Source organism: Mesorhizobium sp. M7A.F.Ce.TU.012.03.2.1, assembly GCF_004006095.1.
In the GTDB taxonomy this organism is placed as follows: Bacteria; Pseudomonadota; Alphaproteobacteria; order Rhizobiales; family Rhizobiaceae; genus Mesorhizobium.
The window spans coordinates 3,426,625-3,450,749 of the sequence record NZ_CP034779.1 but is presented as its reverse complement, the minus strand read 5'-3'; the positions used below and the strand labels follow the sequence as shown (position 1 = coordinate 3,450,749).

General features: G+C 62.3%; 27 protein-coding genes. 17 read left to right on the top strand and 10 right to left on the bottom strand.

What is annotated here, in order from left to right; translation table 11 throughout:
* Window positions 1-66 precede the first annotated feature (66 nt).
* Window positions 67-1,620: an EAL domain-containing protein gene (locus tag EJ079_RS16660; RefSeq protein WP_127809538.1), complete on the top strand. Its 1,554-nt coding sequence runs from the start codon at window positions 67-69 to the stop codon at window positions 1,618-1,620.
* A 31-nt stretch (window positions 1,621-1,651) separates the two neighbouring features.
* On the opposite strand, the gene EJ079_RS16655 is transcribed toward EJ079_RS16660, so the two are convergent.
* Window positions 1,652-2,068, bottom strand: a complete 417-nt coding sequence (locus EJ079_RS16655; RefSeq protein ID WP_127809537.1) for a Kazal-type serine protease inhibitor domain-containing protein — start codon at window positions 2,066-2,068, stop codon at window positions 1,652-1,654.
* Window positions 2,069-2,559: 491 nt separating this feature from the next.
* Here EJ079_RS16655 and EJ079_RS16650 point away from each other — a divergent pair, with 491 nt between their 5' ends.
* The 3 genes from EJ079_RS16650 to EJ079_RS16640 all read left to right on the top strand — a co-directional run bounded on the left by EJ079_RS16650 (window position 2,560) and on the right by EJ079_RS16640 (window position 3,914).
* Window positions 2,560-2,772 carry a cold-shock protein gene (locus EJ079_RS16650; RefSeq protein ID WP_006202520.1) on the top strand — a complete coding sequence of 71 codons (213 nt, stop codon included), beginning with the start codon at window positions 2,560-2,562 and terminating at the stop codon, window positions 2,770-2,772.
* Window positions 2,773-3,092: 320 nt separating this feature from the next.
* Entirely contained in the window at window positions 3,093-3,305 is a 213-nt protein-coding gene (locus tag EJ079_RS16645; RefSeq protein ID WP_013530020.1) for a cold-shock protein, read from the top strand.
* Between the two features lie 177 nt (window positions 3,306-3,482).
* Window positions 3,483-3,914, top strand: coding sequence for a BA14K family protein (locus EJ079_RS16640; RefSeq protein WP_127268420.1), 432 nt, complete (start codon window positions 3,483-3,485; stop codon window positions 3,912-3,914).
* A 225-nt stretch (window positions 3,915-4,139) separates the two neighbouring features.
* Here the strand turns inward: EJ079_RS16640 and EJ079_RS16635 are convergent, their stop codons facing one another.
* The 3 genes from EJ079_RS16635 to EJ079_RS16625 all read right to left on the bottom strand — a co-directional run bounded on the left by EJ079_RS16635 (window position 4,140) and on the right by EJ079_RS16625 (window position 6,273).
* Window positions 4,140-4,778, bottom strand: coding sequence for an MBL fold metallo-hydrolase (locus tag EJ079_RS16635; RefSeq protein ID WP_127268419.1), 639 nt, complete (start codon window positions 4,776-4,778; stop codon window positions 4,140-4,142).
* Between the two features lie 138 nt (window positions 4,779-4,916).
* Window positions 4,917-5,234 (bottom strand): hypothetical protein, encoded by a 318-nt coding sequence (locus EJ079_RS16630; protein ID WP_023809804.1) that lies wholly within the window; start codon window positions 5,232-5,234, stop codon window positions 4,917-4,919.
* Between the two features lie 145 nt (window positions 5,235-5,379).
* Window positions 5,380-6,273: a branched-chain amino acid aminotransferase gene (locus EJ079_RS16625; RefSeq protein ID WP_127268418.1), complete on the bottom strand. Its 894-nt coding sequence runs from the start codon at window positions 6,271-6,273 to the stop codon at window positions 5,380-5,382.
* Window positions 6,274-6,519: 246 nt separating this feature from the next.
* Here EJ079_RS16625 and EJ079_RS16620 point away from each other — a divergent pair, with 246 nt between their 5' ends.
* From EJ079_RS16620 to EJ079_RS16605, 4 genes are all read left to right on the top strand, one after another.
* A complete protein-coding gene (locus tag EJ079_RS16620; RefSeq protein WP_027039379.1) occupies window positions 6,520-7,053 on the top strand; it encodes a MarR family transcriptional regulator in 534 nt (177 codons plus the stop codon).
* Entirely contained in the window at window positions 7,040-7,759 is a 720-nt protein-coding gene (locus EJ079_RS16615; RefSeq protein ID WP_127809536.1) for a response regulator transcription factor, read from the top strand. The genes EJ079_RS16620 and EJ079_RS16615 overlap by 14 nt, the downstream gene beginning before the upstream one ends.
* Before the next feature lie 49 nt (window positions 7,760-7,808).
* Window positions 7,809-9,224, top strand: coding sequence for an ATP-binding protein (locus EJ079_RS16610; protein ID WP_127268417.1), 1,416 nt, complete (start codon window positions 7,809-7,811; stop codon window positions 9,222-9,224).
* Between the two features lie 219 nt (window positions 9,225-9,443).
* Window positions 9,444-10,466 carry a glycosyltransferase family 1 protein gene (locus tag EJ079_RS16605; RefSeq protein WP_127326801.1) on the top strand — a complete coding sequence of 341 codons (1,023 nt, stop codon included), beginning with the start codon at window positions 9,444-9,446 and terminating at the stop codon, window positions 10,464-10,466.
* Here the strand turns inward: EJ079_RS16605 and EJ079_RS16600 are convergent.
* The 3 genes from EJ079_RS16600 to EJ079_RS16590 form a co-directional block, all read right to left on the bottom strand.
* Window positions 10,463-10,822: a tRNA-binding protein gene (locus EJ079_RS16600; RefSeq protein WP_127261686.1), complete on the bottom strand. Its 360-nt coding sequence runs from the start codon at window positions 10,820-10,822 to the stop codon at window positions 10,463-10,465. The genes EJ079_RS16605 and EJ079_RS16600 overlap by 4 nt on opposite strands.
* A 27-nt stretch (window positions 10,823-10,849) precedes the next feature.
* Window positions 10,850-11,350 carry a YbjN domain-containing protein gene (locus tag EJ079_RS16595; RefSeq protein ID WP_013893499.1) on the bottom strand — a complete coding sequence of 167 codons (501 nt, stop codon included), beginning with the start codon at window positions 11,348-11,350 and terminating at the stop codon, window positions 10,850-10,852.
* Window positions 11,351-11,696: 346 nt separating this feature from the next.
* A complete protein-coding gene (locus tag EJ079_RS16590; protein WP_013530008.1) occupies window positions 11,697-11,999 on the bottom strand; it encodes an accessory factor UbiK family protein in 303 nt (100 codons plus the stop codon).
* 168 nt (window positions 12,000-12,167) lie between these two features.
* On the opposite strand from EJ079_RS16590, the gene lgt reads away from it, so the two are divergent.
* The 7 genes from lgt (at window position 12,168) to EJ079_RS16560 (ending at window position 17,965) form a co-directional block, all read left to right on the top strand.
* Entirely contained in the window at window positions 12,168-13,022 is an 855-nt protein-coding gene (lgt, locus tag EJ079_RS16585; RefSeq protein WP_127396991.1) for a prolipoprotein diacylglyceryl transferase, read from the top strand.
* Window positions 13,019-14,107: a class I SAM-dependent methyltransferase gene (locus EJ079_RS16580; protein WP_127809535.1), complete on the top strand. Its 1,089-nt coding sequence runs from the start codon at window positions 13,019-13,021 to the stop codon at window positions 14,105-14,107. Before lgt ends, EJ079_RS16580 begins: the two co-directional genes overlap by 4 nt.
* Window positions 14,108-14,214: 107 nt before the next feature.
* Window positions 14,215-15,009 (top strand): peptidoglycan editing factor PgeF, encoded by a 795-nt coding sequence (gene pgeF / locus EJ079_RS16575; RefSeq protein WP_127380566.1) that lies wholly within the window; start codon window positions 14,215-14,217, stop codon window positions 15,007-15,009.
* Window positions 15,009-16,160, top strand: a complete 1,152-nt coding sequence (locus EJ079_RS16570; RefSeq protein WP_127270541.1) for a Xaa-Pro peptidase family protein — start codon at window positions 15,009-15,011, stop codon at window positions 16,158-16,160. Before pgeF ends, EJ079_RS16570 begins: the two co-directional genes overlap by 1 nt.
* Window positions 16,161-16,203: 43 nt before the next feature.
* Window positions 16,204-16,791, top strand: a complete 588-nt coding sequence (locus tag EJ079_RS16565) for a hypothetical protein (protein WP_127321245.1) — start codon at window positions 16,204-16,206, stop codon at window positions 16,789-16,791.
* A gap of 43 nt (window positions 16,792-16,834) precedes the next feature.
* Window positions 16,835-16,966 carry a hypothetical protein gene (locus EJ079_RS34205; protein ID WP_256747485.1) on the top strand — a complete coding sequence of 44 codons (132 nt, stop codon included), beginning with the start codon at window positions 16,835-16,837 and terminating at the stop codon, window positions 16,964-16,966.
* A 63-nt stretch (window positions 16,967-17,029) separates the two neighbouring features.
* Window positions 17,030-17,965 (top strand): ribose-phosphate pyrophosphokinase, encoded by a 936-nt coding sequence (locus EJ079_RS16560; RefSeq protein ID WP_013530002.1) that lies wholly within the window; start codon window positions 17,030-17,032, stop codon window positions 17,963-17,965.
* A gap of 137 nt (window positions 17,966-18,102) precedes the next feature.
* Here the strand turns inward: EJ079_RS16560 and EJ079_RS16555 are convergent, their stop codons facing one another.
* On the bottom strand, window positions 18,103-19,005 hold the full coding sequence (locus tag EJ079_RS16555) for a helix-turn-helix transcriptional regulator (protein ID WP_127809534.1): 903 nt from the start codon (window positions 19,003-19,005) through the stop codon (window positions 18,103-18,105).
* A gap of 173 nt (window positions 19,006-19,178) precedes the next feature.
* Between EJ079_RS16555 and EJ079_RS16550 the strand changes: the two genes are divergently transcribed.
* A complete protein-coding gene (locus EJ079_RS16550) occupies window positions 19,179-20,420 on the top strand; it encodes an MFS transporter (protein ID WP_164873804.1) in 1,242 nt (413 codons plus the stop codon).
* Window positions 20,421-20,491: 71 nt separating this feature from the next.
* Here the strand turns inward: EJ079_RS16550 and EJ079_RS16545 are convergent, their stop codons facing one another.
* Window positions 20,492-21,349, bottom strand: coding sequence for an alpha/beta hydrolase (locus EJ079_RS16545; RefSeq protein WP_127809533.1), 858 nt, complete (start codon window positions 21,347-21,349; stop codon window positions 20,492-20,494).
* A 150-nt stretch (window positions 21,350-21,499) separates the two neighbouring features.
* Between EJ079_RS16545 and EJ079_RS16540 the strand changes: the two genes are divergently transcribed.
* Window positions 21,500-21,928 (top strand): MarR family transcriptional regulator, encoded by a 429-nt coding sequence (locus EJ079_RS16540; RefSeq protein WP_127397024.1) that lies wholly within the window; start codon window positions 21,500-21,502, stop codon window positions 21,926-21,928.
* An 85-nt stretch (window positions 21,929-22,013) separates the two neighbouring features.
* Here the strand turns inward: EJ079_RS16540 and EJ079_RS16535 are convergent, their stop codons facing one another.
* Window positions 22,014-24,020 carry an EAL domain-containing protein gene (locus EJ079_RS16535; protein WP_127397023.1) on the bottom strand — a complete coding sequence of 669 codons (2,007 nt, stop codon included), beginning with the start codon at window positions 24,018-24,020 and terminating at the stop codon, window positions 22,014-22,016.
* Window positions 24,021-24,125: the final 105 nt, after the last annotated feature.

Below are 24,125 nucleotides of genomic sequence, written 5' to 3'. Positions count from 1 at the left end.
ATTGGTGGCCGAGACGTTGCGGGCGACCACCCACGATCGCCGCTCATACCCGAAGGCAGGAGGCGCATGGACAGGTCGCGCATCATCGTGACGGCGGTGGTGTTGGCCATGCTGGGCGCCATCGTGCCCATCGCGGCGACGTTTCATCTCGCTTGGACCCAGGCCGTCCAAAAGGAACATGAGCGGCTGCGGCTGTTCGCCAGCCGCGCCATCGCCAGGGCCGACATCTCGCTCAACGATGCCACCGCCGCTTTGCGGCAGATCGACCAGTTCACCGGCATCCGCTGTTCGGCGGACCATATAGCCCGTATGCGGCAACTCACCATCAGCACGCGCCCGATCGAAGAAATGGGCTATTTCGAAAACGGCCTGCTCAAATGCTCTTCTTGGGGACCGACCGAAGGGCGCGTGGCGCAATCCACCCCTGACTTCACCACCAGGGACGGCATGGCCGTCACCGCCCGCATGCAGCCGGTGATAAGTGAGGACCATTTTCTGATGGCGCTGCGATACAGGGACCACAACGTCCTTGTCGATCCGGTACGCTTTGTCGACGTCATCGTCGATCCCGGTGTCCAGCTCGCCTTGACGACGCAAACGGGCATCCTTCTTGGCGCGTTGAACGGCCCGAATCCTGCTCGTATCGAGAAGGTCATCGCCGGCCCCGGCGAAGGCATCGATGACGATCTCCTATTTGCCACCGCGCGCGGGACGGACTGGATTGCTGTCGCCACCGAACCGACAAGCCAGATCCTGGGCAGCGTTCGCAAGCAGCAATTCATGCTGCTCCCGCTCGGCGCCTTCATGGCTGCCTTCATCATCGGCGTGGTTGTGTGGCTGTCACGAAGGCGGCTTTCGCCCTCGGGAGAATTGCAGATCGCCGTGCGCAAGCACGAATTCATCGTCCACTATCAGCCGATCGTCGAGCTCAGGACCGGCAATTGCATCGGCGCGGAAGCGCTGGTGCGCTGGAAGCGGCCGAATGGCTCCCTGGTCCGGCCCGATCTTTTCATTCCGCTGGCGGAAGAGAGCGGCCTGATCACGGCGATCACCGATCAGGTCATTGCGATGGTTGTGTTCGACCTGAACAGGCTCCTGGTCGCCGATCGCTCGCTTCACATCGCCATCAATCTCAGCGCAACCGATGTCGGCACCGCGCGGGTCCTGCCTATTATCGAGAAAGCATTGCAGCACACCGGGATCCAGCCGCAGCAAATCTGGCTCGAGGCGACCGAACGCGGTTTCGTCGATATCAACTCGGCGCGCTCGACGCTCATTCGTGCCCGCGAAATGGGGCACGCAGTGGCAATCGACGACTTCGGTACCGGCTATTCCAGCCTGTCCTATCTCGAGGGGCTGCCGCTCGATGCGCTCAAGATCGACAAATCGTTCATCGATACGATCAGCACGAATTCCGCCACCAGTTCCGTCACCCCGCATATCATCGACATGGCCAAGACACTGAAGCTGAAGATCGTTGCCGAGGGCGTGGAAACGCAGGCGCAGGCTGACTACCTCGCGGCGCGCGACGTCGACTACGGCCAGGGCTGGCTGTTCGCCAAACCCATGCCTGCGTCCGAGTTCATCGCCTACTGTCGCCAGGTGAAGCCGACGGCTTGACGCCTGTCGTCCTCAACAAGGCGCAGCGTTCTCAGCACGGCCCGTCGCCAACGACGCGATAGTCCGCGGCGCGGGCTTCGCAGGAATTGGGGAAGGTACGCATCTCGCCATGCCGGCGGCCGCAGACCGGAGCATATTCGCGGGTGCAGAACGTCTGCTCGCCACCGCCACCGCCACCGCCACCGCCGCTGTCGCGGCACGGACCGTCGCGCACGATGCGGTAGCCAGCCCGGTCGGCGAGACAGGAATTGGCGAAGGTCTGGCGGTCGCCGCCGCGCCGGGCACAGACCGGCTCGTACTGCTTGCTGCAATATTGCGGCTCGGGCCGTGGCGGACGCGGGCGTGGCCCTGGTCCCTCATCGACGACAACGGTGCAGGCGGCAAGAATTGCCGACAGCAACAAGATGACAAAACCCTGCCGCGAAAAGATTGCCGCCAGAAATTTCATGATGATCTCCCACGATCGGTCCCCGGTTACCGATCCTCGCCATTCCCTTGCCGAATGCAACCCCCGTTTGAGCTCGGCAAACGATAACGGCGCCTGGACCGCAAGGGAGGTCAGCGCGCCGCGATGTCTGGCCCATTCGTGGCCCGGCTCTGGCCGATGACCCGGCCGGCAAGCAAGCCTATGCCGAGCCCATCGATGCTCAGGTCAGTCGATTGATGCGTCGGGATGCGCCAGTACGGCGGCCCGCGGCGGTATCTTGCAACCATCACGTTTCCGTGCGATAAATTCCGTGTTCGGGCATTTGCGACCCGGAGAGCGGAACGTTTTGGACGACCTTTCCCCGATACTGTGAATCTCTGACGGCCCCGTTTTCGGCGGGGGGTTTGACCATGCGCCAATGCATGACTGCCGAAGCAACCACCGGGAACTGCCCTTTGCGCCAGGCGGCGGGCGGGACCACCAAAGACTGAACGGGTGAAGGAGTTTCCCCAATGGCCCAGACCGGCACCGTTAAATTCTTCAACGCGACCAAAGGCTTCGGTTTCATCACGCCCGATGGTGGCGCCAAGGATGTGTTCGTCCATATCTCCGCGATCGAAGCCTCCGGCTTGCGCACGCTCGTCGACGGCCAGAAGGTCACCTTCGACGTCGAGCCGGACCGCATGGGCAAGGGCCCCAAGGCCGTCAACCTCCGCGCAGCCTGAGCCATCGGCGCGCCGCATGTCACTCGGACGTGCGACGGAGGCTCCATGCCTGCACCTGGCCTGGAGAGGGATCTGAATTTTTGAAAGGCGCGGCGATCTTCGTCGCGCCTTTTCCTTATCGAAGGCGCGGGCCGGTGATGTCGCCCAGCCGCCAGGTTCTGGGCAACGACTTGCATAAAAACAAAGAGCCAAAGCGTGCCGCAACGTGCTTTAGACGCCCGCAAAACTTTCTCTTGCCGATGACGCTAAAATAAAGGACAAATTTCCACTCGGGCATTTGCCGGCCCGAGACTGGAGTTTATGGGACAAAGGAGCTTCCCATGCCGCAGACCGGCACCGTCAAATTCTTCAACCATGCCAAGGGCTTCGGCTTCATCACGCCCGATGATGGCGCGAAGGATGTTTTCGTCCATATTTCAGCCGTGCAGGCGTCCGGCCTTCCCGGCCTGGAGGATGGCCAGAAAGTGTCGTTCGACACCGAGCCGGACAAGCGCGGCAAGGGACCCAAGGCCGTCAACCTGTCGGTCGGCTGAGCCGGCCTGGACCGGCGATGGTTTTCGCTCCCTGGAGGGCGCGTGACCTTTGACGCCTGTTTTGAATAAATTCGTCGAAATCCGTTCAGCCCCCGTTCAGCCACGGTTGCATATTAGTCTTTGGTAAAGCCGGACCGCATCCCCGAAACTACACGGGCCGGCACGAAGGAGACCGAGATGAACCGAATTTTCAAGACCGCCGTCCTGGCCGCTGCCGTGGTCGCCACCACGCTTTCGGCCTTGCCCGCCGCCAACGCACGTGATTGGCGCCGCCATCATGGCCATCATGGCAACGGCGATGCCATTGCCGCCGGCGTGCTCGGCCTCGCGGCCGGTGCGCTGATCGGTGGCGCATTGGCCAATGACCGCCCGCCGCCCGACGCTGACCGCTACTACGATGACGGTTACTACGATCGTGACGTGGTGGTGCGCCCGGCCCCGGTCCGCCGCTACTATGCGGAGCCGCGGGTGGTCTACGCTGATCGTTATGCCGAGCCGTGGACGCGTGATTGGTACGAATACTGCTCGGACCGCTACCGCACCTTCAATTCCCGCACCGGCACGTTCACCGGCAATGACGGCGAACAGCATTTCTGCACGGCGAACTAAACCAGGGCCTCCCTGCCCCAACAGAAAAGCGCTGACCGCAAGGCCAGCGCTTTTTTGTTTGGAGCATCACAGGATTGGGGCAGGCGAATATCGGCACGCCCTACAGCAATTCCAGGAAAAGTGTGAAACGGTTTCCCGGGAAAAGCGCAAAGCGTTTTCCCTTGGGAATTGAGTCAGAACAAAGGTTAGAGCGGCCCCGCCGTTTCCGTGAAATGGTGAATTGCTCTAAACGAGAAAAGGATTGGTCCGCCTCTCCTCGCCAAAACGTCCGCCGGGACCGTGGCCGCAGATGAAGCCGATGTCGTCGCCGAGCGGCAGGAGTTTGTCCTTGATCGAAGCGATCAGTGCAGCATGGTCGCCACCCGGCAGATCGGTGCGGCCGACCGAGCCGCGGAACAGCACGTCGCCGACATGGGCGAACTTGGCCGCGCGGTTGTAGTAGACGACGTGACCTGGTGCATGGCCGGGGCAGTGCAGCACCTCGAACACATGGCCGCCGAACGACACGGTCTCGCCTTCGGACAGGAACCGGTCGGGCACGCAGTTGCGCGCTCCGGCGATGCCGTAGCGCTTGCCCTGGTTTTCCAGATTGTCGAGCAGCGACTTGTCGGCCTCATGCGGACCGATGATCTCGACGCCGAGCGCCTCCTTCAACTCCATTGCGCCGCCGGCATGGTCGATGTGGCCATGCGTTATCCAGATCGCCCCGGCTGAGATCGCATTGTCCTTCAGCACCGCCAGCACCTTGTCGATATCGCCGCCCGGATCGACGACGACGCCATGCTTGTCATCCATGTCGAACAGGATGGTACAATTCTGCTGGAACGGTGTGACCGGCACGATGCCGGCATTGAGCTGACCCATGATCGTCCTTTCGATGTTCACGGGTGATGTAGAGGCGCGGACAAAGGGCGTCCACCCTCGAAAGACGAACAATCGGTAGCTCCGAAAACGGAAATGGGCGGCCGAAGCCGCCCATTTGAAAAGACCGAAACGGCCCGCCTACTTCTTCATGGCGCCCATGACCGCGCCGAGAATGGCGGTCAGGATCGCGCCGCCGCCGGCGCCGCCGACGATGTTCTGCAGGTTCAGCGCGCTGCCGAGACCGCTCGTTGCTGCTGCCGCAGCCGCCGGATCGACCGCACCGCCACCCAGCAGGCTGCCGAGGATCGCCGCACCGCCGACGCCGCCAATGGCTCCGCCCAGGATTTTGGGAAGCTGACCCATCGCCGCCGTCTTGAGCGCCGCACCGACCGCCTGACCACCGATGACGCCAGTAATCACCTGTATGATGATCGGAAGAAGCGTGTTCATGTCCATATGATTAGTCCCTCCATAGCTGTCAGCCTCCCGGGCCGACACCATCATGAGACGCCGAATTGGACGAAAGTCAAATGCAGAAACGCTGAAATAAAAGGGGCGGCCCGAAAACCGCCCCTACTTCCTAAAAAAGCTGTGACTTTCGTTATTCTGCGGCGATCGCGTGCTTGGGCTGAACGGCCGCAGAATAGTCATTCATAAGATTCTTGGCTATTTCGCCGACCTCGAATCGGTAAGGCCCGATCTCGGAAACCGGCGTCACTTCCGCCGCCGTCCCGGTCAGGAAGCACTGCTCGAAGCTTTCCAGCTCTTCCGGCAGGATGGCGCGTTCAATCACCTCCAGGCCGCGATCCTTGGCCAGCCCAATGACCGTGCGGCGGGTGATACCGTCGAGGAAGCAGTCAGGCTTGGGTGTGTGGATCTTGCCCTCCTTGACGAAGAAGATGTTGGCTCCGGTCGCTTCGGCGACCTGGCCACGCCAGTCGAGCATCATGGCGTCGGCATAGCCCTTGGCCTCGGCGGCGTGCTTGGACATGGTGCAGATCATGTAGAGGCCGGCGGCCTTCGACCTGGAAGGCGCGGTGCGCGGGTCGGGCCGGCGCCATTCCGCCACATCGAGACGGATGCCTTTCAGCTTCTGCGCAGGATCGAAATAGCTCGGCCATTGCCAGATGGCGATGGCACAGTTGATGCGGTTGTTCTGCGCCGAGACGCCCATCTGCTCACTGCCGCGCCAGGCAATCGGCCGGACATAGGCGTCCTGGAAACCCTGCTTCTTGAGAAGCGTGGATGAGGCGTCGTTGAGCTCGGCCACCGTATAGGGGATATTGAAACCGAGCAGGCGTGCCGATTCATGCAGGCGCTCGGTGTGTTCGTTGAGCTTGAAGATCTCGCCGCCATAGGCGCGTTCTCCCTCGAAAACGGCGCTGGCGTAATGCAGCCCGTGCGTCAGCACATGGATCTTGGCGTCACCCCATTGGACGAATTCGCCGTTCATCCAGATGGAGCCATCGAGTTGATCGAAGGGAACGGATGCCATGGTAACCTCCCACGGGCGGCAGCCCGGATACTTGTATCGTTGTGTGTTTCGTGTCGGCCGCCCAAAGCGGCTTTTATGGTGGAGCGTAGGCGGATAATTGCGCTCTGGCAAACTTAGGAAATTCCGGAAAAACCGGCTTCCCTTGCCTTTTCGTTCGCAATCCGCCCAAAAGCTTGTCAAAAATTACCATTGCAGGGAAATTACGTCAATAGTACTGACATAATCTCTCTTTCCCACGGAGAAATAATGACGGATCGAAGCCCAGCCGCAGGAAAACCGATCAGGACCGCGATGTCGGTCGAGGACGGCATCGACTTCGCCATCATCGAGCTGCTCTTCTTTGCCTATCGTGACTTCACCTCCGATCCGGACCAGATCCTGGCCGACTACGGCTTTGGCCGGGCCCACCACCGGGTGCTGCATTTCGTCAACCGCAGGCCGGGCCTGACGGTAGCCGAACTGCTCGACGTGCTGAAGATCACCAAACAGAGCCTGGCCCGTGTGCTCAAGCAGTTGATCGACACCGACCATGTCGTGCAGTTGCAAGGTCCGCGCGACCGCCGACAGCGCGAACTTTATCCGACCGCCAAGGGCCGTGCGCTGGCGCTGGCGCTGGCGCGGCCACAGTCGCGCCGCATCCATGCTGCATTGGGGGATTCCGGAGTAACCGAACGGACCTTGGTGGAACGGTTCCTCGAAGCGATGGTCAATCCGGAACTGAGGGCGCAGATCGACGTTGGGTCCGCAAAAATGTCAGGGAAAAGCCATGGAGAGCACTGAACGGGTCGATCACGCGGCCGCGCCGGACGACGACGCGCCGCATCTGCTTGTCGTCGACGACGACACCCGCATCCGCAATCTTCTCAAGCAGTATCTGACCGAAAACGGCTTTCGCGTCACCGTCGCCGGCAWTGCCGGCGAAGCCAGGCGCAAGCTTGCCGGCCTCGACTTCGACCTTCTGGTGCTGGACGTCATGATGCCCGGTGAAACGGGCGTCGACCTGACCAAGTCGCTGCGAGCCGAAAAGAACGTACCGATCCTGATGCTGACGGCCCTGTCGGAGACCGACAGCCGCATCTCAGGGCTTGAGGCCGGCGCCGACGACTACCTGCCGAAGCCGTTCGATCCGCGCGAGCTGATCCTGCGCATCAACAACATCCTTCGCCGTGGTGGCCCGGCGACCACGCCCAAGGTCGAGCAGTTGGTCTTCGGCCCCTACACCTTCCAGATCGCCCGGCGCGAGTTGAAGCGTGGCGGCGAGGCGCTGAAGCTGACCGACCGCGAGCAGGAGATCCTGGCGATCTTCGCGGCAAGGGCCGGCGAGACGATACCCCGCCACGAGCTTGTCGGTGACGATTCGGAGGTCGGCGAGCGCACCATCGACGTCCAGATCAACCGGCTGCGCCGCAAGATCGAGCGCGATCCGTCCAACCCGGTCTGGCTGCAGACCGTGCGCGGTATTGGGTATCGGCTCAGCGTGGAATAGAATGCCGCCTGCGGCCTGCTGAGCGGCTGCGGGCAAGCGAAATGAGCGAATGGCAACCACGGAACTGGAACAGCCGGGCAATGGCGGCTTGAGCGTACGCGCCGCGCGGACGCTGAAGGCGGTGCCGCGCGCCTGGAACCGCTTCTGGCGCCTCGTCTCGCTGTATATGCCCAAGCGGCTCTATGCCCGCTCGCTGATCATCGTCATCGCGCCGATGATCCTGCTGCAATCGGTCGTCGCCTTCGTCTTCATGGAACGTCATTGGGCAACCGTGACGCAGCGCCTGTCGCAGGCCACCGTGCGCGACATCGCCGCCATCATCGACCTGATCGAAACCTATCCGCGCGATGCCGACTACACCAACATCATACGCATCGCCCAGGACCGCATGCAGTTGAAGGTCGACCTCTTGCCGCCCGACCCGCTGCCCGCGCCTGGCCCAAAACCGTTTTTCTCGATTTTGGATGATGTTCTCTCGTCGGAGATCACCCGCCAGATTAACCGCCCGTTCTGGATCGACACGGTCGGCAACTCCAACATCGTCGAGGTGCGCGTGCAGCTCGAGGGCAAGGTGCTGCGCGTCTTCGTGCGCCGCAGCCAGGCCTATGCCTCCAACACCCACATCTTCCTTATCTGGATGGTCGGCACCTCGCTGGTGCTCCTGATGATCGCCATTCCCTTCCTGCGCAACCAGATCCGGCCGATCCTGATGCTTGCCGAAGCCGCCGAAAGTTTCGGCAAGGGCCGGCCGATGCCGCGTGACTTCCGGCCGCGCGGCGCCGAGGAGGTTCGCCGCGCCGGCTTTGCCTTCATGCAGATGCGCGAACGCATCGAGCGCCAGATCGAGCAGCGCACCGCCATGCTGACCGGCGTCAGTCATGACCTGCGAACCATCCTCACCCGCTTCAAGCTGCAGTTGGCGCTTTCCGGCGGCAAGGCCGAGACCAAGGCCGCGCTCGACCAGGACATCGACGACATGCAGTCGATGCTCGAAGGCTATCTCGCCTTTGCCCGTGGCGAGGCTTCGGAAGACGCCGGACGGTTCGATCTCGAGGCCTATTTCGAAAAGCTCGGCGAGGAAGCCAGGCTGCGCAAGCGCAAGCTGTCGACGACGCTTGCCGGAGACCCCGATGTGCATGTGCGGCCGAACGCCTTTGCCCGATTGATGTCCAACGTCATCGGCAACGCCTTCCGCTATGCCAAGACGGTGGAAGTCAACGCCACCCATGGCCGCGGCTCGCTGCTGGTCACCATCGACGACGATGGTCCGGGCATTCCCGCCGACCGGCGCGAAGACGTCTTCAAACCCTTCGTGCGGCTCGACGAAGCCCGCAACCTCGATGCCAGCGGCACCGGGCTCGGCCTGTCGATCGCCCGCGACATCGCCCGTTCCCATGGCGGCGACATCACCCTTGAAGACAGCCCGCTCGGCGGACTGCGCGCTATCATCAAGGTTCCCGCATAACCGGCACGATACCGAAAGTGGAAACAGGCTTCATCCGCCCGTCATGAAACCATGATCAAGAACGCGCATGAAGCGCGCGACCTCAATTGATTCGACCTTGCCGCCTCACTTCGACCCCGTGCCCGTCCGGGTGCGCTGGAGCGAAGCGAGAGCAGCGGTCTGGTCGCCGTTCCGGCATCGTCTCAAGGCAACCGTCGACCTTTCCTGCAAAGGGCCGCCATGCGCATATTGATGGTCACCGATGCCTGGCGGCCGCAGGTTAACGGCGTTGTCCACACGCTGGAGCGACTCACCGAGACGCTGAAATCTTTCGATGTCGCCGTGGATTTCCTGACGCCGAACATCTTTCGCACCCTGCCCTTGCCGACCTATCCCGACATCAGGCTGGCGCTGACCACGCCCGGCCATGTCGCGCGCCTGATCGACGCAGGCAAGGCCGACCACATCCACATCGTCACCGAAGGGCCGCTCGGCATCATGGCGCGGCGCTATTGCCGCAATGCCGGCCGGCCGTTCACCACCAGCTATCACACGCGCTTCCCCGAATATCTCAGCGCACGGCTGCCGGTGCCGGAAAGCTGGGCCTATCGCTGGCTGCGCGATTTCCACAATTCCGGCCAAGGCACGCTGGTCGCCACCCAGTCGCTCGCAGACGACCTCTCGGCGCGCGGCTTCACCAAGCTGCGGCCGTGGACGCGCGGCGTCGATACCGATCATTTCCGGCCCGACAAGAAGAAGGATCTCGGCTTCCCGGGCCCGGTCTTCCTCTGCGTCGGCCGCGTCGCCATCGAAAAGAACCTCTCCGCCTTCCTCGACCTCGACCTGCCGGGCAGCAAGGTGATCGTCGGCGAAGGCCCCGAGCTTGCCAGGCTGAAGGCAAAATATCCGCAAGCGCATTTCCTCGGCCATCGCCCCAACGACGAACTGGCCGAGATCTATGCCTCGGCCGATGTCTTCGTCTTCCCGAGCCGCACCGACACGTTCGGCAACGTCATCATCGAGGCATTGGCCAGCGGCACGCCGGTTGCCGCCTATCCGGTGACCGGGCCGATCGACATTGTCGGCGACGGCTTTGGCGGCGCGGTCTCCAACGATCTGCGCGAGGCCTCGCTTGCCGCGCTCAATGTAGACCGTGCCGAAGCACGCGAACGCGCCATGCGCTACAGCTGGAAGGCTTGTGCAGAGATGTTCCTCGACACGGTCGAGGAAGCGCTGGGAACGACGCGCAAGCTGGCGGCCTAAAACAACCTGCCGCCATCCGGCACCTTGCGCTCGATCGCGCCGAGCACCACCGCGCCCTCTTCGTCGGGAAAGCCGAGCGTCAGCACTTCCGACATGAATGGACCGATCTGGCGCGGCGGGAAATTGACCACCGCGAACACCTGCCGGCCGATCAGCGTCTCCGGTGTATAATATTTGGTGATCTGCGCCGACGATTTCTTGATGCCGATGCCGGCGCCGAAATCGATCTTCAGCTTGAATGCGGGCTTGCGCGCCTCGGGAAACGGCTCGGCCTCGACGATCGTGCCGGCGCGGATGTCGACACGATCGAAATCGGCAAAACTGATCTCGGGCTTGCGCTCGCTGTTCGAACTCATCTTGGTTCTTGTCTGCCTTGCGGGGACTCAGGCGTTGCCGTAGGTCTCGAACAGCACGCCGGCCAGGGCGTCCTTGGCCGAGGTTCCCGACCAGACAACGAACTGGAACGCCTGGAAATAGCATTCGCAGGCTTCCAGCGCCGACGACAGCAACACTTCGACCTGCTGGCTCGACGGCTCGACCCCGCCGGCCAGCAGCAGCGACTGGCGGAACATGATCGCGCCCTCCTGCTCCCAGAGGTCGAAATGGCCAAACAGCATCTGCTCGTTGATCAGCGACAAGAGCCGCATCACTTCCAGCGCGCGGGTCTCCGGCACCTTGATGTCGAAGGCGCAGGCAAGGTGCAGCGCCTCGAAATCCTCCATCCACGAGAAGGAGACGTGATAGTCGGTCCAGCTTCCGGCAACCGAGATCGAAATCTCGTCGTCGCCGGCCCGCTCAAAGGACCAGTCGTTGTTGTGGGCCACCTGCTCGATAACATCCACCGGATGGATTTCGCGGGAGAATTCGAGTTCGAGAAGTTCCATGGAATGCTTCCTGTCGTTCTGTACGAGCGCCGCCACACGCTCCGCGGGAGGGCACACACAACGAACAATCTTGTCTAGAACTCGGACGGCCAGGACTTTCTTCGCGCAAAAGACTACCTTCTCGACGCAAAGACCCCAGACCGGACCCCACCGCCCGGTCGCATGACCCTGCTCCGAATCATGCAACAAATTCAGTCTATTGATCGGGAGTCGCGTGAACAGCCCAATTTTTCGCACTGCGTCATTTGCATGTGGAAAGCCGCTGTCACAAAGATTCATGCAATGCCGTTAAGCGATTCACGGCAAAGCGCTTTTCAGGATCGGGCTATGTGGAAAAGTTTAACGATTATTTTTTTGTGCGCGGCTTGGCCGCCGTCGCTGGTGTGGCGTCGCCGGCCAGTTCGGCAAGCTTCGCCTCGAGCGCCTCGATGCGGGCGGCAAGGCGAGTGTTTTCTTCCCGCGCCTTGGCGGCCATCTCGCGCGCGGCTTCGAACTCTTCGCGCTGCACCACGTCCATGGTGTTGAGAATGCGTTCGGCCTGCCCCTTGAAGGCCGTCTCCACCTCCCGGCGCACGCCCTGGGCGGCGCCGGCGGCGTCGGTCATCAGCTTGGCGAATTCATCGAGAATGCGGTTCGGTCCGGTCGACATGGCAAATCCTCGCGCTTGCACAAATTGACGTAGTGGCGCTGCGCGTCGAATGCAAGCATGTTGCGCCGCGCTGCGGCATCAAGTCGAGGGCGCCCACCTTGCCTTGACCCTGCCAAAACCCTGCCGCATGGTCCGCGCGCAAACGCGTTTCGAAATGAGAGTTCCCCGTTGAACGAATATTTCCTGCTGCCGCTGGCCTCCTTGCCCTTCCCCAACATCAACCCGATCCTCATCCAGATCGGGCCGCTGGCGGTGCACTGGTATGGCGTCGGCTATATCGTCGGCATCCTGTTTGCCTGGTGGTACGCCAAGCGGCTCGCCGCCAATGCCAGGCTGTGGCCGAACGGCGTCCTGCCGATGAAGCCGGAGGATCTCGACGACTTCATCGTCTGGGCGGCCATCGGCGTCGTGCTCGGCGGCCGCACCGGCTATGTGCTGTTCTATGATCTGCCACGCTACATCGCCCACCCGCTCGATATCTTGGCGGTCTGGCAAGGCGGTATGTCGTTCCATGGCGGCCTGCTTGGCGTCATCCTCGCCATGACGCTGTTTTCCATCAAGCGCGGCATCCGCACCTGGTCGCTGTTTGACGTCGTGGCGGCCGGCGTGCCGGTCGGCCTTGGCCTGGTGCGCGTCGCCAACTTCATCAACTCCGAGTTGTGGGGGCGCCCAACCGACGTGCCCTGGGCTTTCGAATTCCCCAATGGCGGGCCGTTTGCCCGTCACCCGAGCCAGCTCTACGAGGCGCTTCTCGAAGGCGTGGTGCTGTTCCTCGTGCTGCGCATTCTCACCCATTCGCGCCTCAAGCTGAAGACGCCGCGCTTCGTCGGCGGCGCCTTCATCTGCGGCTACGGCCTGTCGCGCATTTTTGTCGAGTTCTTCCGCGAGCCCGACCAGCAGCTCGGCTACCTCCTCGGCACCAACTGGCTGACCATGGGCATGATCCTGTCGACGCCGATGGTGCTGGCCGGCATCTGGGCGATGCTGACCGCCAAGCCGGTGACGCAGCCGCAGCCGGCATGACACGGCTGAAGACCCGCATCGTCGACCTGATCGAGGCCCTGGGGCCGATACCGATCAACGAATACATGGCGATGTGCCTGTTCGACCCGGCGGACGGCTACTACACGACGCGCGAGCCTTTTGGTGCGGCCGGTGACTTCATCACCGCGCCGGAGATCAGCCAGATGTTCGGTGAACTGGTCGCCGTGTGGATGTACCAGGCGTGGCAGGCGAGCGGCCGGCCGCTGCCGGCCACCATCGCCGAGATCGGCCCCGGCCGCGGCACGCTGATGAAGGACATGCTGCGTACGCTGTCGCGGCTCGATCCTGATCTGGCCAGCGGCGCCACCTTCGCCATGATCGAGACCAGCCCGCGCCTGACCGAGGTGCAAAAGCAGACGCTTGGCGCCACACCCTTCGCGGTTGGCTGGCATGAAACCATCGAGACCTTGCCGCAGCAACCGCTGTTCATCGTCGGCAACGAACTGTTCGACGCCGTGCCCATCCGCCAGTTCCTCCGCGCCGGCGCCGGCTGGCGCGAGCGCGTGGTCGGCCTCGACGAGACCAACGACCTTTGCTTCTTCGCCGGCGCCGGCTCGGTCGACCCGACGCTGCTGCCCGCCGATGCCACCCAAGCGCCGCAAGGTTCGATCGCCGAAGTGGCGCCTGCCCGCACCGCGCTCATGGCAACGATCGCCGAGCGCATATCCAGGCATGGCGGCGCTGGCCTGTTTCTCGACTATGGCCATCTCCAGCCGGGTGTCGGGGACACGCTGCAGGCCTTGCGCAGCCACGATCACGAAGATGTGCTGGCCAATCCCGGTGAGGCCGACCTCACCTCCCATGTCGATTTCGCCGCCCTGGCCGCGATCGTGCGTGCACATGGCCTCGAAGCCCATCTGACGACACAGGGCGACTTCCTGCTCGGCATGGGCATCCTCGAGCGCGCCGGCCGGCTTGGCGCCGATGCCGGCCAGGCGGCGCGCGAAAGGATCGCCGGCGACGTCGAGCGCCTCGCAGGGCCGCAAGCCATGGGCGAGCTGTTCAAGGTGCTTGCGGTACTGCCTCGCGGCGTGGCGGTTCGGCCCTTCGCCGGGGCGGATTGACTTTTTACCGCCGCCCCTCCCAATCTCCCGTCCGCGCTTTGCAGCGCCTGTTCTCGACCAAGCACCTTCTTCTTGACGAAACCGCCCACACGGACAACAACGCCCGCATGCTGAATCAGACCAAACCGGATCCCGTTCGGTCGCCGCTGCTGGACAAGGCGCAGGCACAAGGCATCCGCCACGGCTATTTCACCCGCATCGGCGGTGTCTCCGGCGGCATCTACCAGGGCCTCAACATCGGCACCGGATCGAATGACGACCAGGCGCTGGTCGCAGAGAACCGCGGCCGCGTCGCCGCCTGGATGGGCGTGCCGGCGAACCATCTGTTGACCGCCTGGCAAATCCATTCGCCCGACGTCATCATCGCCAGGGAGCCCTTTGCCGGCGAGCGGCCCAAGGCAGACGCCATCGTCACCGACCGGCCGGGCATCGCCATCGGCGCTTCGACCGCCGATTGCGGTCCCGTGCTGTTCGCGGATGCTGAGGCGCGCATCATCGGCGCCGCGCATGCCGGCTGGAAAGGCGCGTTCACCGGCGTGCTCGAAAACACCATCCTGGCAATGGAAAGCCTCGGTGCCCGGCGTCAAAACATCGTCGCCGTGCTGGGCCCCTCCATCGGCCCTGATAACTACGAGGTCGGCCCGGAATTCGTCGCCCGCTTTGTCGATGCCGACGCCGAAAACATCCTCTATTTCGCGCCGTCCGCCAATGCCGGCCATGCCATGTTCGACCTCAACCGCTACACGGTTGACCGGCTGGCCGAGGCCGGCGTGACGGCTGAGGGCCTCGACCGCTGCACTTACGCCGAGGAAGGCCTGTTCTACTCCTACCGGCGCACCACGCATCGCAAGGAGCCCGATTACGGCCGGCAGGTTTCGGCAATCGTCTTGGAGAGGGAATAATGGCGCTGCATTTTGAACGATCTGAATTTGACGCGCGGCGCGACCGGCTGATCATCGAGATGGCCGAAAAGAAGCTTGATGCCATCCTGCTGTTCGCGCAGGAAAGCATGTACTGGCTGACCGGCTACGACACGTTCGGCTTCTGCTTCTTCCAGTGCCTGGTGGTGAAGGCCGACGGTTCGATGGTGCTGCTGACCCGCTCGGCCGACCTGCGCCAGGCGCGTCAGACCTCGATTATCGACAACATCGTCTTGTGGACGGACCGTAATGGCGCCAATCCGGCGGTAGACCTGCGTAATCTGCTCAACGAACTCGACCTGCTCGGAGCCCGCATCGGTGTCGAATACGACACCCATGGCCTGACCGCGTTCAATGGCCGACGGCTCGACGAACAGTTGCAGACCTTCGGCCAGATCGCCGATGCGTCCGGCATTGTCGGCCGCCTGCGCCTGTTCAAGAGCCCGGCCGAGATCGCCAAGGCCGAGAAGGCCGCCAATCTCTCCGACGATGCGCTCGACGCGGCGCTGCCGCTGATCAAGCAAGGCGGCGACGAAGCCCTGATCCTGGCCGCCATGCAGGGTGCGATCTTTGCCGGCGGCGGCGACTATCCGGCCAACGAATTCATCATCGGCTCCGGCGTCGATGCGCTGCTGTGCCGCTACAAGGCCGGCCGCCGCAAGCTCACCAAAAATGACCAGCTGACGCTCGAATGGGCCGGCGTCTTCAACCACTACCACGCACCGATGATGCGCACGGTGCTGACCGGCAAGGTGTCGAAGCGCCATCAGGAATTGTTCGACGCCGCCCGCGCGGCACTCCTGGCTGTCGAAAAGGCGATGACGCCGGGCAACAGCTTCGGCGACGTCTTCGATGCGCATGCCCGCACCATGGAGGCACACGGCCTGACCAAGCACCGGCTGAACGCCTGCGGCTATTCGGTCGGCGCCCGCTTCACCCCGTCCTGGATGGACATGCCGATGTTCTACCAGGGCAATCCCGAACCGATCGCGCCCAACATGACGCTGTTCGCCCATATGATCATCATGGACTCCGATACCGAGACGGCGATGACGCTTGGCCGCACCTACCTGACCACCGAATCCCAGCCCAAGCCGCTGTCCCGCCATGATCTCGACTTGATCGTACAGTGAATCCACAATGGGAGGCGTTCTTCGCCAAGGAGTTAGAAGGCAAATGAGACGATCGCATGTGACGACCGTGTCATTGCTTGTGGCATTGGCTCTTGCCGCCTGCACCAACGCAAAGGACGTGCTCGAACCGTCGGCGATCACTCCGCCGGCGACGTCGACCCAGACGCTGCCCGCCACCAGCACGGCGGGCGCTCCCGCAACCACCGCCGCACCGGTCACATCAGCCCAAAGCGCTGCCATCCTGTCGAAGACCCGCCTGCAGATCGCGCCGATCGTCGGCGCTTCGGTGGAAGCCGCGACACCTCTGACGGCGGAGTTGCAGACCCGCGCCAGGCAGCGCGGTATCACGCTCGCCGGCAGCGCCGACCAGACCGTGACACATGTGCTGAAGGGCTATTTCTCGACGATGTCGGAAGGCGCCGACACCACCGTCATCTATGTCTGGGATGTCTATGACCCCGCCGGCAACCGGCTGCACCGCATCAATGGTCAGCAGAAGGCCCCGTCGGTCAATTCCGGCGCCAGCGCGGGCGGCGACAGCTGGAAGGGGGTCTCGCCGGCCACCATGCAGACGATCGCCGACCAGACCATCGACCAATTCGCGGCCTGGCTCGGCGGCAAGGCGGGCTAGAGGCATCGGGCCCAAAAAGTGGAGACGGTTTTGGGAAAATCCAATGCCCAACGAGAAGAAGGAGCAGCGCAAGTCCGCTGCTCCCTGTTGCAGCCCGGCGATGGCGCGGAGCTTTCTTGAGTTTAGCCGGCGGATTCCCGATCTCGGCGCTTGCAATACCGGCGCGGGCCGCTAAAAGCCCGGTTAAAGGGCGCAAGCGAGTCCGTCAGGTCTCATCATCCTCCACCAGGAACCGTGCATGAAACTCTTCGCGGGCAATTCCAACAGGGTGCTGGCCGAAGCGGTCGCCCGGTACCTCAACGTCCCGCTGGGCAAAGCCACGGTCAGGCGCTTCGCCGACCAGGAAATCTTCGTCGAAATCCAGGAAAACGTGCGCGGCGAGGATGTCTTCATCCTGCAATCGACCTCGTTCCCGACCAACGATCATTTGATGGAATTGCTCATCATGATCGATGCCTTCATGCGTTCCTCGGCCAAGCGCATCACGGCGGTCATCCCCTATTTCGGCTACGCCAGGCAGGACCGCCGCGCCTCCGGCCGCACGCCGATCTCGGCCAAGCTGGTCGCCAACATGATCACCCGCGCCGGTGTCGACCGCGTTCTGACACTTGACCTGCATGCCGGCCAGATCCAGGGCTTCTTCGATATTCCGACCGACAATCTGTTTTCCGTGCCGGTGATGGCCCGCGACGTGAAGGCCAAATACAAGCAACTCGGCAACGTCGTGGTTGTCTCGCCCGACATTGGCGGCGTGGTCCGCGCCCGTGCGCTGGCCAAGCGCTTCGATGCGCAATTGGCCATCGTCGACAAGCGCCGCGAACGGCCCGGCGAATCGGAAGTCATGAACATCATCGGCGCGGTCGCCGGCAAGGATTGCCTGCTGATCGACGACATCGTCGATTCCGGCGGCACGCTGTGCAACGCCGCCGATGCACTGCTGGCCAACGGCGCCACCAGTGTCACCGCCTATATCACCCACGGTGTGCTGTCGGGCGGTGCGGTTGCCCGCATCAGCGGCTCGAAGCTGCAGGAACTGGTGATCACCGATTCCATCCAGCCCACCCAGGGCGTGCTCGACGCGCCCAACATCCGCGTCATCTCGATCGCCGACCTCATGGGCGAAGCCATTTCGCGCACCGCGACCGAGGAATCGGTGTCGAGCCTGTTCGACTAGAGCAATTCTAGCTAGAGCAATTCTAAGAAAAGTGTGAAGCGGTTTTCCCGGGAAAAGCGCGTAGCGCTTTCCCTAGAGAATTACGTCAAAACAAAGAGTTAGAGCAGCTCGCCGTTTCCATGAAACGGTAAAATGCTCTAGAACAGCACCTGCCGTTGCGGCGCAGGGCTTTCCAACCGAACCTGGCCGACCAGGCGACGAGCGACCTCGACGCTTTCTCGTGCGCCGCGCATATAGCCGCGCGGCGAGGTTCCCAGCATGCGCTTGAACATGGTGATGAAGGCCGGCACGCTGTCATAGCCGAGATCGAGCGCCACCCTGGTGATCGGCTCGCCGTCCGCCAGCCTGGGCAGCGCCGCGAACAGGCAGGCCTGCTGGCGCCATGTCGACAGCGACAGGCCGGTCTGGCGCTGGAAGGCGCGGGTGAAGGAGCGGCGGCTCATGCCGGCGGCATCCGCCCATTCATCGATCGTCGCATGCGGCGACGGTGCCGCGACGAAGCGCCGGCAGAGCGCCGACAGCCTTGGATCGGACGGGAATGGCAGGCCGAGCGGCCGTTCCGGCAAGGTCGGGATTTCGTGCAGCAAAAGGTTCATGATCAGCCCACCACGTCCTTCCAGAACGCCGCCTTGCGGCAGCTTTTCCGATTCCACGATCAGGCTGTGCATCAGGTCGGTGACGCCGACGACGCGCAAGCCTTCGGGCAGCCCGGGGATCGCCTGTGGCATGACATAGACCGAACGCATCGAGACATCGCCCAGCATCTCGACGGAATGCTCGGTGCCGGCTGGAATCCACATCGCGTGGTCGGGCGGCACCATCCAGCGCCCGTAGCGCGTCGTCACCAGCACCACGCCGACAAGCGCATGCAAGAGCTGGCTGCGGCTGTGGCGGTGTTTCGGCACACGGTAGCCATCGGGATATTCGGTCGGCAATGCCACCGCCGGCCCGGCCACTTGCTCAAGCCACTGCCAGCGGCTCTCGTGCAACTGCCCGAGATTGGCGTTGCCAGCGTGAAAGACTTCTTTGCCGTGCGGCATCCGATATGGCCCACTTGCGAAACTATTGGACCAAACCACGAAAGAAGTCATCCCGCAAGCAGCTTATAAGGCACCGGTCCCAAGCGCTCCACAGGAGCGTCCGACAAGGCGGCCGCAGGTGCGTCCGTCAACTGCCTGCGGGCCTGCCCGCCAAAAAGACCACGGAGCCTACCTTGACCGATACGACAGCCGCCAGCGTCGCCCCACCGGCGACCACCAGTCACGCTTCAGCCCAGGCGACGGCCTTCACCGTCATCCTGGCGGTGAGCTTCTGCCACTGCATCAACGACATCATGCAGTCGCTGCTGTCGGCCATTTACCCGCTCCTGAAAGAGAATTATGGCCTCGATTTCTGGCAGATCGGCTTGTTGACCTTCACCTTCCAGGTGACCGCGTCGCTGCTGCAGCCTGTGATCGGCATGATCACCGACAAGCGGCCGATGCCCTATTCGCTGCCCTACGGCATGGCGTCATCGCTGATCGGCCTGATTGTGCTCGCCTATGCCGGGCACTATTCGCTGCTCCTGATCGGCGCCTCGCTGATCGGCATCGGCTCGGCGATCTTCCATCCGGAATCCTCGCGCATCGCCCGCTTCGCCTCCGGCGGCCGCTTCGGCCTGGCGCAGTCGCTGTTCCAGGTTGGCGGCAATTTCGGACAGTCCATGGGGCCGCTGCTGGCAGCCTTCATCGTCGTGCCGTTCGGCCAGACCAGCATTTCCTGGTTCGCCATCGGCTCGCTGATCGGCATCATCGTTTTGTGGCAGGTCGGCGGCTGGTACAGCCGGCTGCGTGCCGCACAGGGCACCCGCAAGGCGGCGAGCTTCGTTTCGCCCTTCCCGCGCCGCAAGGTGATGAACGCATTGATCGTGCTGACCCTGCTGGTGCTGAGCAAGAATGCCTACATCGCCAGCCTCGCCAGCTACTACACCTTCTATTCCATGCATAAGTTCGGCGTTTCGGTGCAGATGAGCCAAGTCATGCTGTTCCTGTTCCTCGGAGCCTCGGCGCTGGGCATCCTGCTCGGCGGCCCATTCGGCGACCGCTACGGGCAGAAGGCGATGATCTGGTTCTCCATCGTCGGCGTGCTGCCCTTCACGCTCGCCTTGCCCTACGCCAATCTGGAATGGACGATGGTGCTGACGGTGCTGATCGGCCTGATCCTGTCCTCTGCCTTCTCGAACATCGTCGTCTTTGCGCAGGAACTCGTGCCGGGCCGCGTCGGCATGATCGCCGGCATCTTCTTCGGCTTCGCCTTCGGCATGGGCGGCATCGCGGCGGCCGTGCTCGGTATCGTCGCCGATATGAAGGGCATCGATTTCGTCTTCCAGATCTGCTCGTATTTGCCGTTTCTTGGATTGCTCACCGTGTTCCTGCCAAACATGAAGGAAGCGCGCAAAGCGCAGGCGGCCGCCTAGATCAGGCGGGTCTGCCGCTGTCACAAAAATGCACCCGCCTGATGACGGGTGCATTTTTGTGGGCCATGGCCTTAAGCCTTGAAGAAGGCCAGCAGGTCGGCGTTGATGATGTCTGCATGGGTCGTGGCCATGCCGTGCGGGAAGCCCTTGTAGACCTTGAGCTCGCCCTTCTTGAGCAGCTTGATCGTCAGCAGCGCCGAATCGGCGATCGGAACGATCTGGTCGTCGTCTCCGTGCATGACCAGGACAGGCACGTCGATTGCCTTCAGATCCTCGGTGAAGTCGGTTTCCGAGAAAGCCTTGATACAATCATAATGCGCCTTGGTGCCGCCCATCATGCCCTGGCGCCACCAATTGTCGATGACGCCCTGCGAGATGTCCGCGCCCGGACGGTTGAACCCGTAGAACGGACCTGATGGAACGTCGCGGAAGAACTGGGCGCGATTGGCTGCCTGGGCGGAGCGGAAGCCGTCGAACACTTCGATCGGCAGGCCGCCGGGATTGGCGGCAGTCTTGAGCATGATTGGCGGCACCGCGCCGATCAGCACCGCCTTGGCGACACGGCCGCCGGCGCCATAGTTGGCAACATAGCGCGCCACTTCGCCGCCGCCGGTCGAATGTCCGACATGAATGGCATTCTTGAGGTCAAGATAAGCGGCGAGTTCCGCGACATCGGCGGCATAGGTGTCCATTTCGTTGCCGATATCCGTCTGGGTCGAGCGCCCATGGCCGCGCCGATCATGGGCAATGACACGGTAGCCTTGCGACAGGAAGAACAGCATCTGGGCGTCCCAATCGTCGCTGCTCAACGGCCAGCCATGATGGAAGACGACAGGCTGCCCGGTCCCCCAGTCCTTGTAGTAAATCTGCGTTCCGTCCTTGGTGGTGATCGTACCGCTGCCGGAGCCGGGCTTGGTTTGCGAGGTCATCTCAATCTCCTTTGGTTATGTCCGCAATAAACAATATCGCGATAACCATATAGCTAACGCGGCCCAAAACCCTTGTCCACAAAAATATGTATCGCGATATTATTTTTCGTGGTATCGACTTGATGCCCATATTGGCAAAAGGAATGCGCCGTGCCTCTCCCGTTGGACAATCAGCTCTGTTTCACGCTCTACGCCACCAGCATGGCGATCAACCGCACCTACAAGCCGATGCTGGACGATATGGGCATCACCTATCCGCAGTACCTGGTACTGAACGCGCTTGGAGAGGCCGACGGCATGTCGGTCGGCACGATCGCCCACAGGCTCGCTCTGGAATCGAGCACCGTCACGCCGCTGGTGAAGCGAATGGAGCAGGCCGGGCTGGTGACGCGCCAGCGCAGCCAGACCGACGAGCGCCAGGTGCAGGTCGATCTGACATCAGCCGGGCGCGGGCTGCTTGTCCAGTGCAACTGTCTGAACGAGACCTTGGTCGAACGCTCGGGCATGACGCTGGCCGAGCTCGATGCCTTGAACCGGCAGATCCAGGCGCTACGCAACGCGTTGACCGGCGACCGCTAGCCCCTTGCTTGGCCCTGTCATGGATTAATTGCAATCAGCACGGCTTTTGACGGCGGCTAAGCCAAACGTCGGACAGAGGCCATCATCATGCGGACTTAAGCACGGCAAATGACCGTTTGCGCATGGCCCGCTTTGCCTGGAAACTGACAGCGGGAGCGGGGCGGCCGACATGGAAGCCCTGGATCTTGTCTATGCCGAATTCGCGCATCAAAGCCATCTGTTCGTCGGTTTCCACCCCTTCGACCAGGATCTTGTGGCCGCGATTTCGAACCAGGGTGATGATGTCCTGCAGCATCGCCTTGCCGCTCAGGGAGCTGCAGTCGTGCAGAAAAGAGCGGTCGATCTTCACCGTGTCGAAATCGATCAGGCGAAGCCACGAAAGGCCCGCAAAGCCGGTCCCGAAATCATCAAGCCATATCTTGATCCCGAGCAGCTTCAGGTCGCTGATGCAGCGCAGAATGTCCGAGTGCATCTCCATCTCCAGCCCTTCGGTGATCTCGAAGGCCAGCCTGCTGCCGGCGACGCCGGTTTCGCCCAGAATGGTCGCGACAGACGTTGCGAAGCCAGGTGTCTTAAGCTGGATCGGAGAGACGTTGACGCTGACGACACGGACGTGGTCGTCCGCCAGGAGCTCGGCGCACACCGTCCTTATCGCCCAGCGCCCGAGTTCCAGGATCGCGCCGGTTCGTTCCGCGACGGGAATGAACAGGCTCGGCGGAACCGATGTGCCATCCAGCATTTTGAGGCGCATCAGAGCCTCCACCGCTTCAACCCGGTCCGATTTGACATCCTGGATAGGCTGATAAACCAGTGAAACGAGATTCTGGCCGATCGCGATCTTCAGCAAGGCCGCAATGTTCTCGCTCTCGTCGCTGCTTTGCGGATCGGTTGGGTCGAACAGCCGGGCACAGTTTCGGCCGCCGGCTTTTGCCAGATAAAGCGCGCGATCGGCCTCGTGGATGATCTTCTCCAGCTTGGCCCCGGTCTGCGTCCTGGTGAATGCGGCACCAACGCTCACGGTTACGATCGAGACGCCGTCGCGCCGCAGTTCGTGCGTCAGAGCCAGGTTCTCCACTGTGCTGCAAATGGCTTCCGCGATGTCCAGGATCTGCTCTTTTTTCTCCATGCGAGCCAGGACGATGAACTCTTCACCGCCATAGCGGCCGATGGAGCCATTATACTGTTTGATCATATCGCTAAGGGCATTGGCGACATGGATCAGGCAGCGGTCGCCTTCTTGATGGCCGTAGCAGTCATTGAATTTCTTGAAGAAGTCCACGTCGATGAGGATCGCCCCGAAGCTGGTGCCTACCTTTTGCCATTCGCTCCAGTAGTCCCGCAGCTTTTCGTCGATCGCGCGCCGGTTCTCCAGACCCGTCAGCGGATCGGTCCGCGACAACCTCAGCAGGGCCTTGCCGCGTTCGGTCGCCTCATTGTGCTGGATCTTGGCTTCCAGGGCATTCAGGAAGACGTTGTAGCGTTCCTCATTCAGCTTCCAGTTCACATACGAGGTGAACGTGAAACAGGAAATATAAAAAGCCCCGAATACCATTTTATATGTAAGGGTTGAAGGAACGAAATAATTCACGATGTAAAGTATGCACAATATTATTGCGGAAGTTACGATGGAAAGCTTGAAGTTGAACGTAAAGAAAAGATTTGCGCTCATCATGAATATGGTCCCGAAGACCATATAGTAGGAGACGCTTTCCTTGTCCGCGCCAAGAACCGCTGGGCACAACCAACCAACATAGCCGAAGATGATGGCTCCGGCGCAGGTCACGTCGAGCCATTCCGTTCCAATCCCCCGGCGAAGCTGTGCTTCGAGGATCAAAAGCGCGCTCAAGCCGACCGCGAAGCGCGCCGTGATCGTGTAGGCGGCAACGTCCGGGATCAGCAGCAGATCCGTTGCCGAAAACAAGAGATAGATCGCAACCGCAATCCAGAGCCCTGGCCTGGCTTCTCCTCTTCGCGTCGCCTGCGCTTCGGTGCGGTAAAGGGTGCGGAGCTCGTCGGCGCTCAGTTCATAGCGCGGCTCGTACGGCTCCGCATCAACCGTATCAACCAATACGGAGGACAGGTGTTCGTTCATCACAATAGACCCCGTTTGAAAGGGATTTTGTTTTCCGAACTCATTTCCAGCTTCTGCCCCCACGCGGGCCGGCTCCTTTGGGACGCGACGGCGATTGCGACGCCG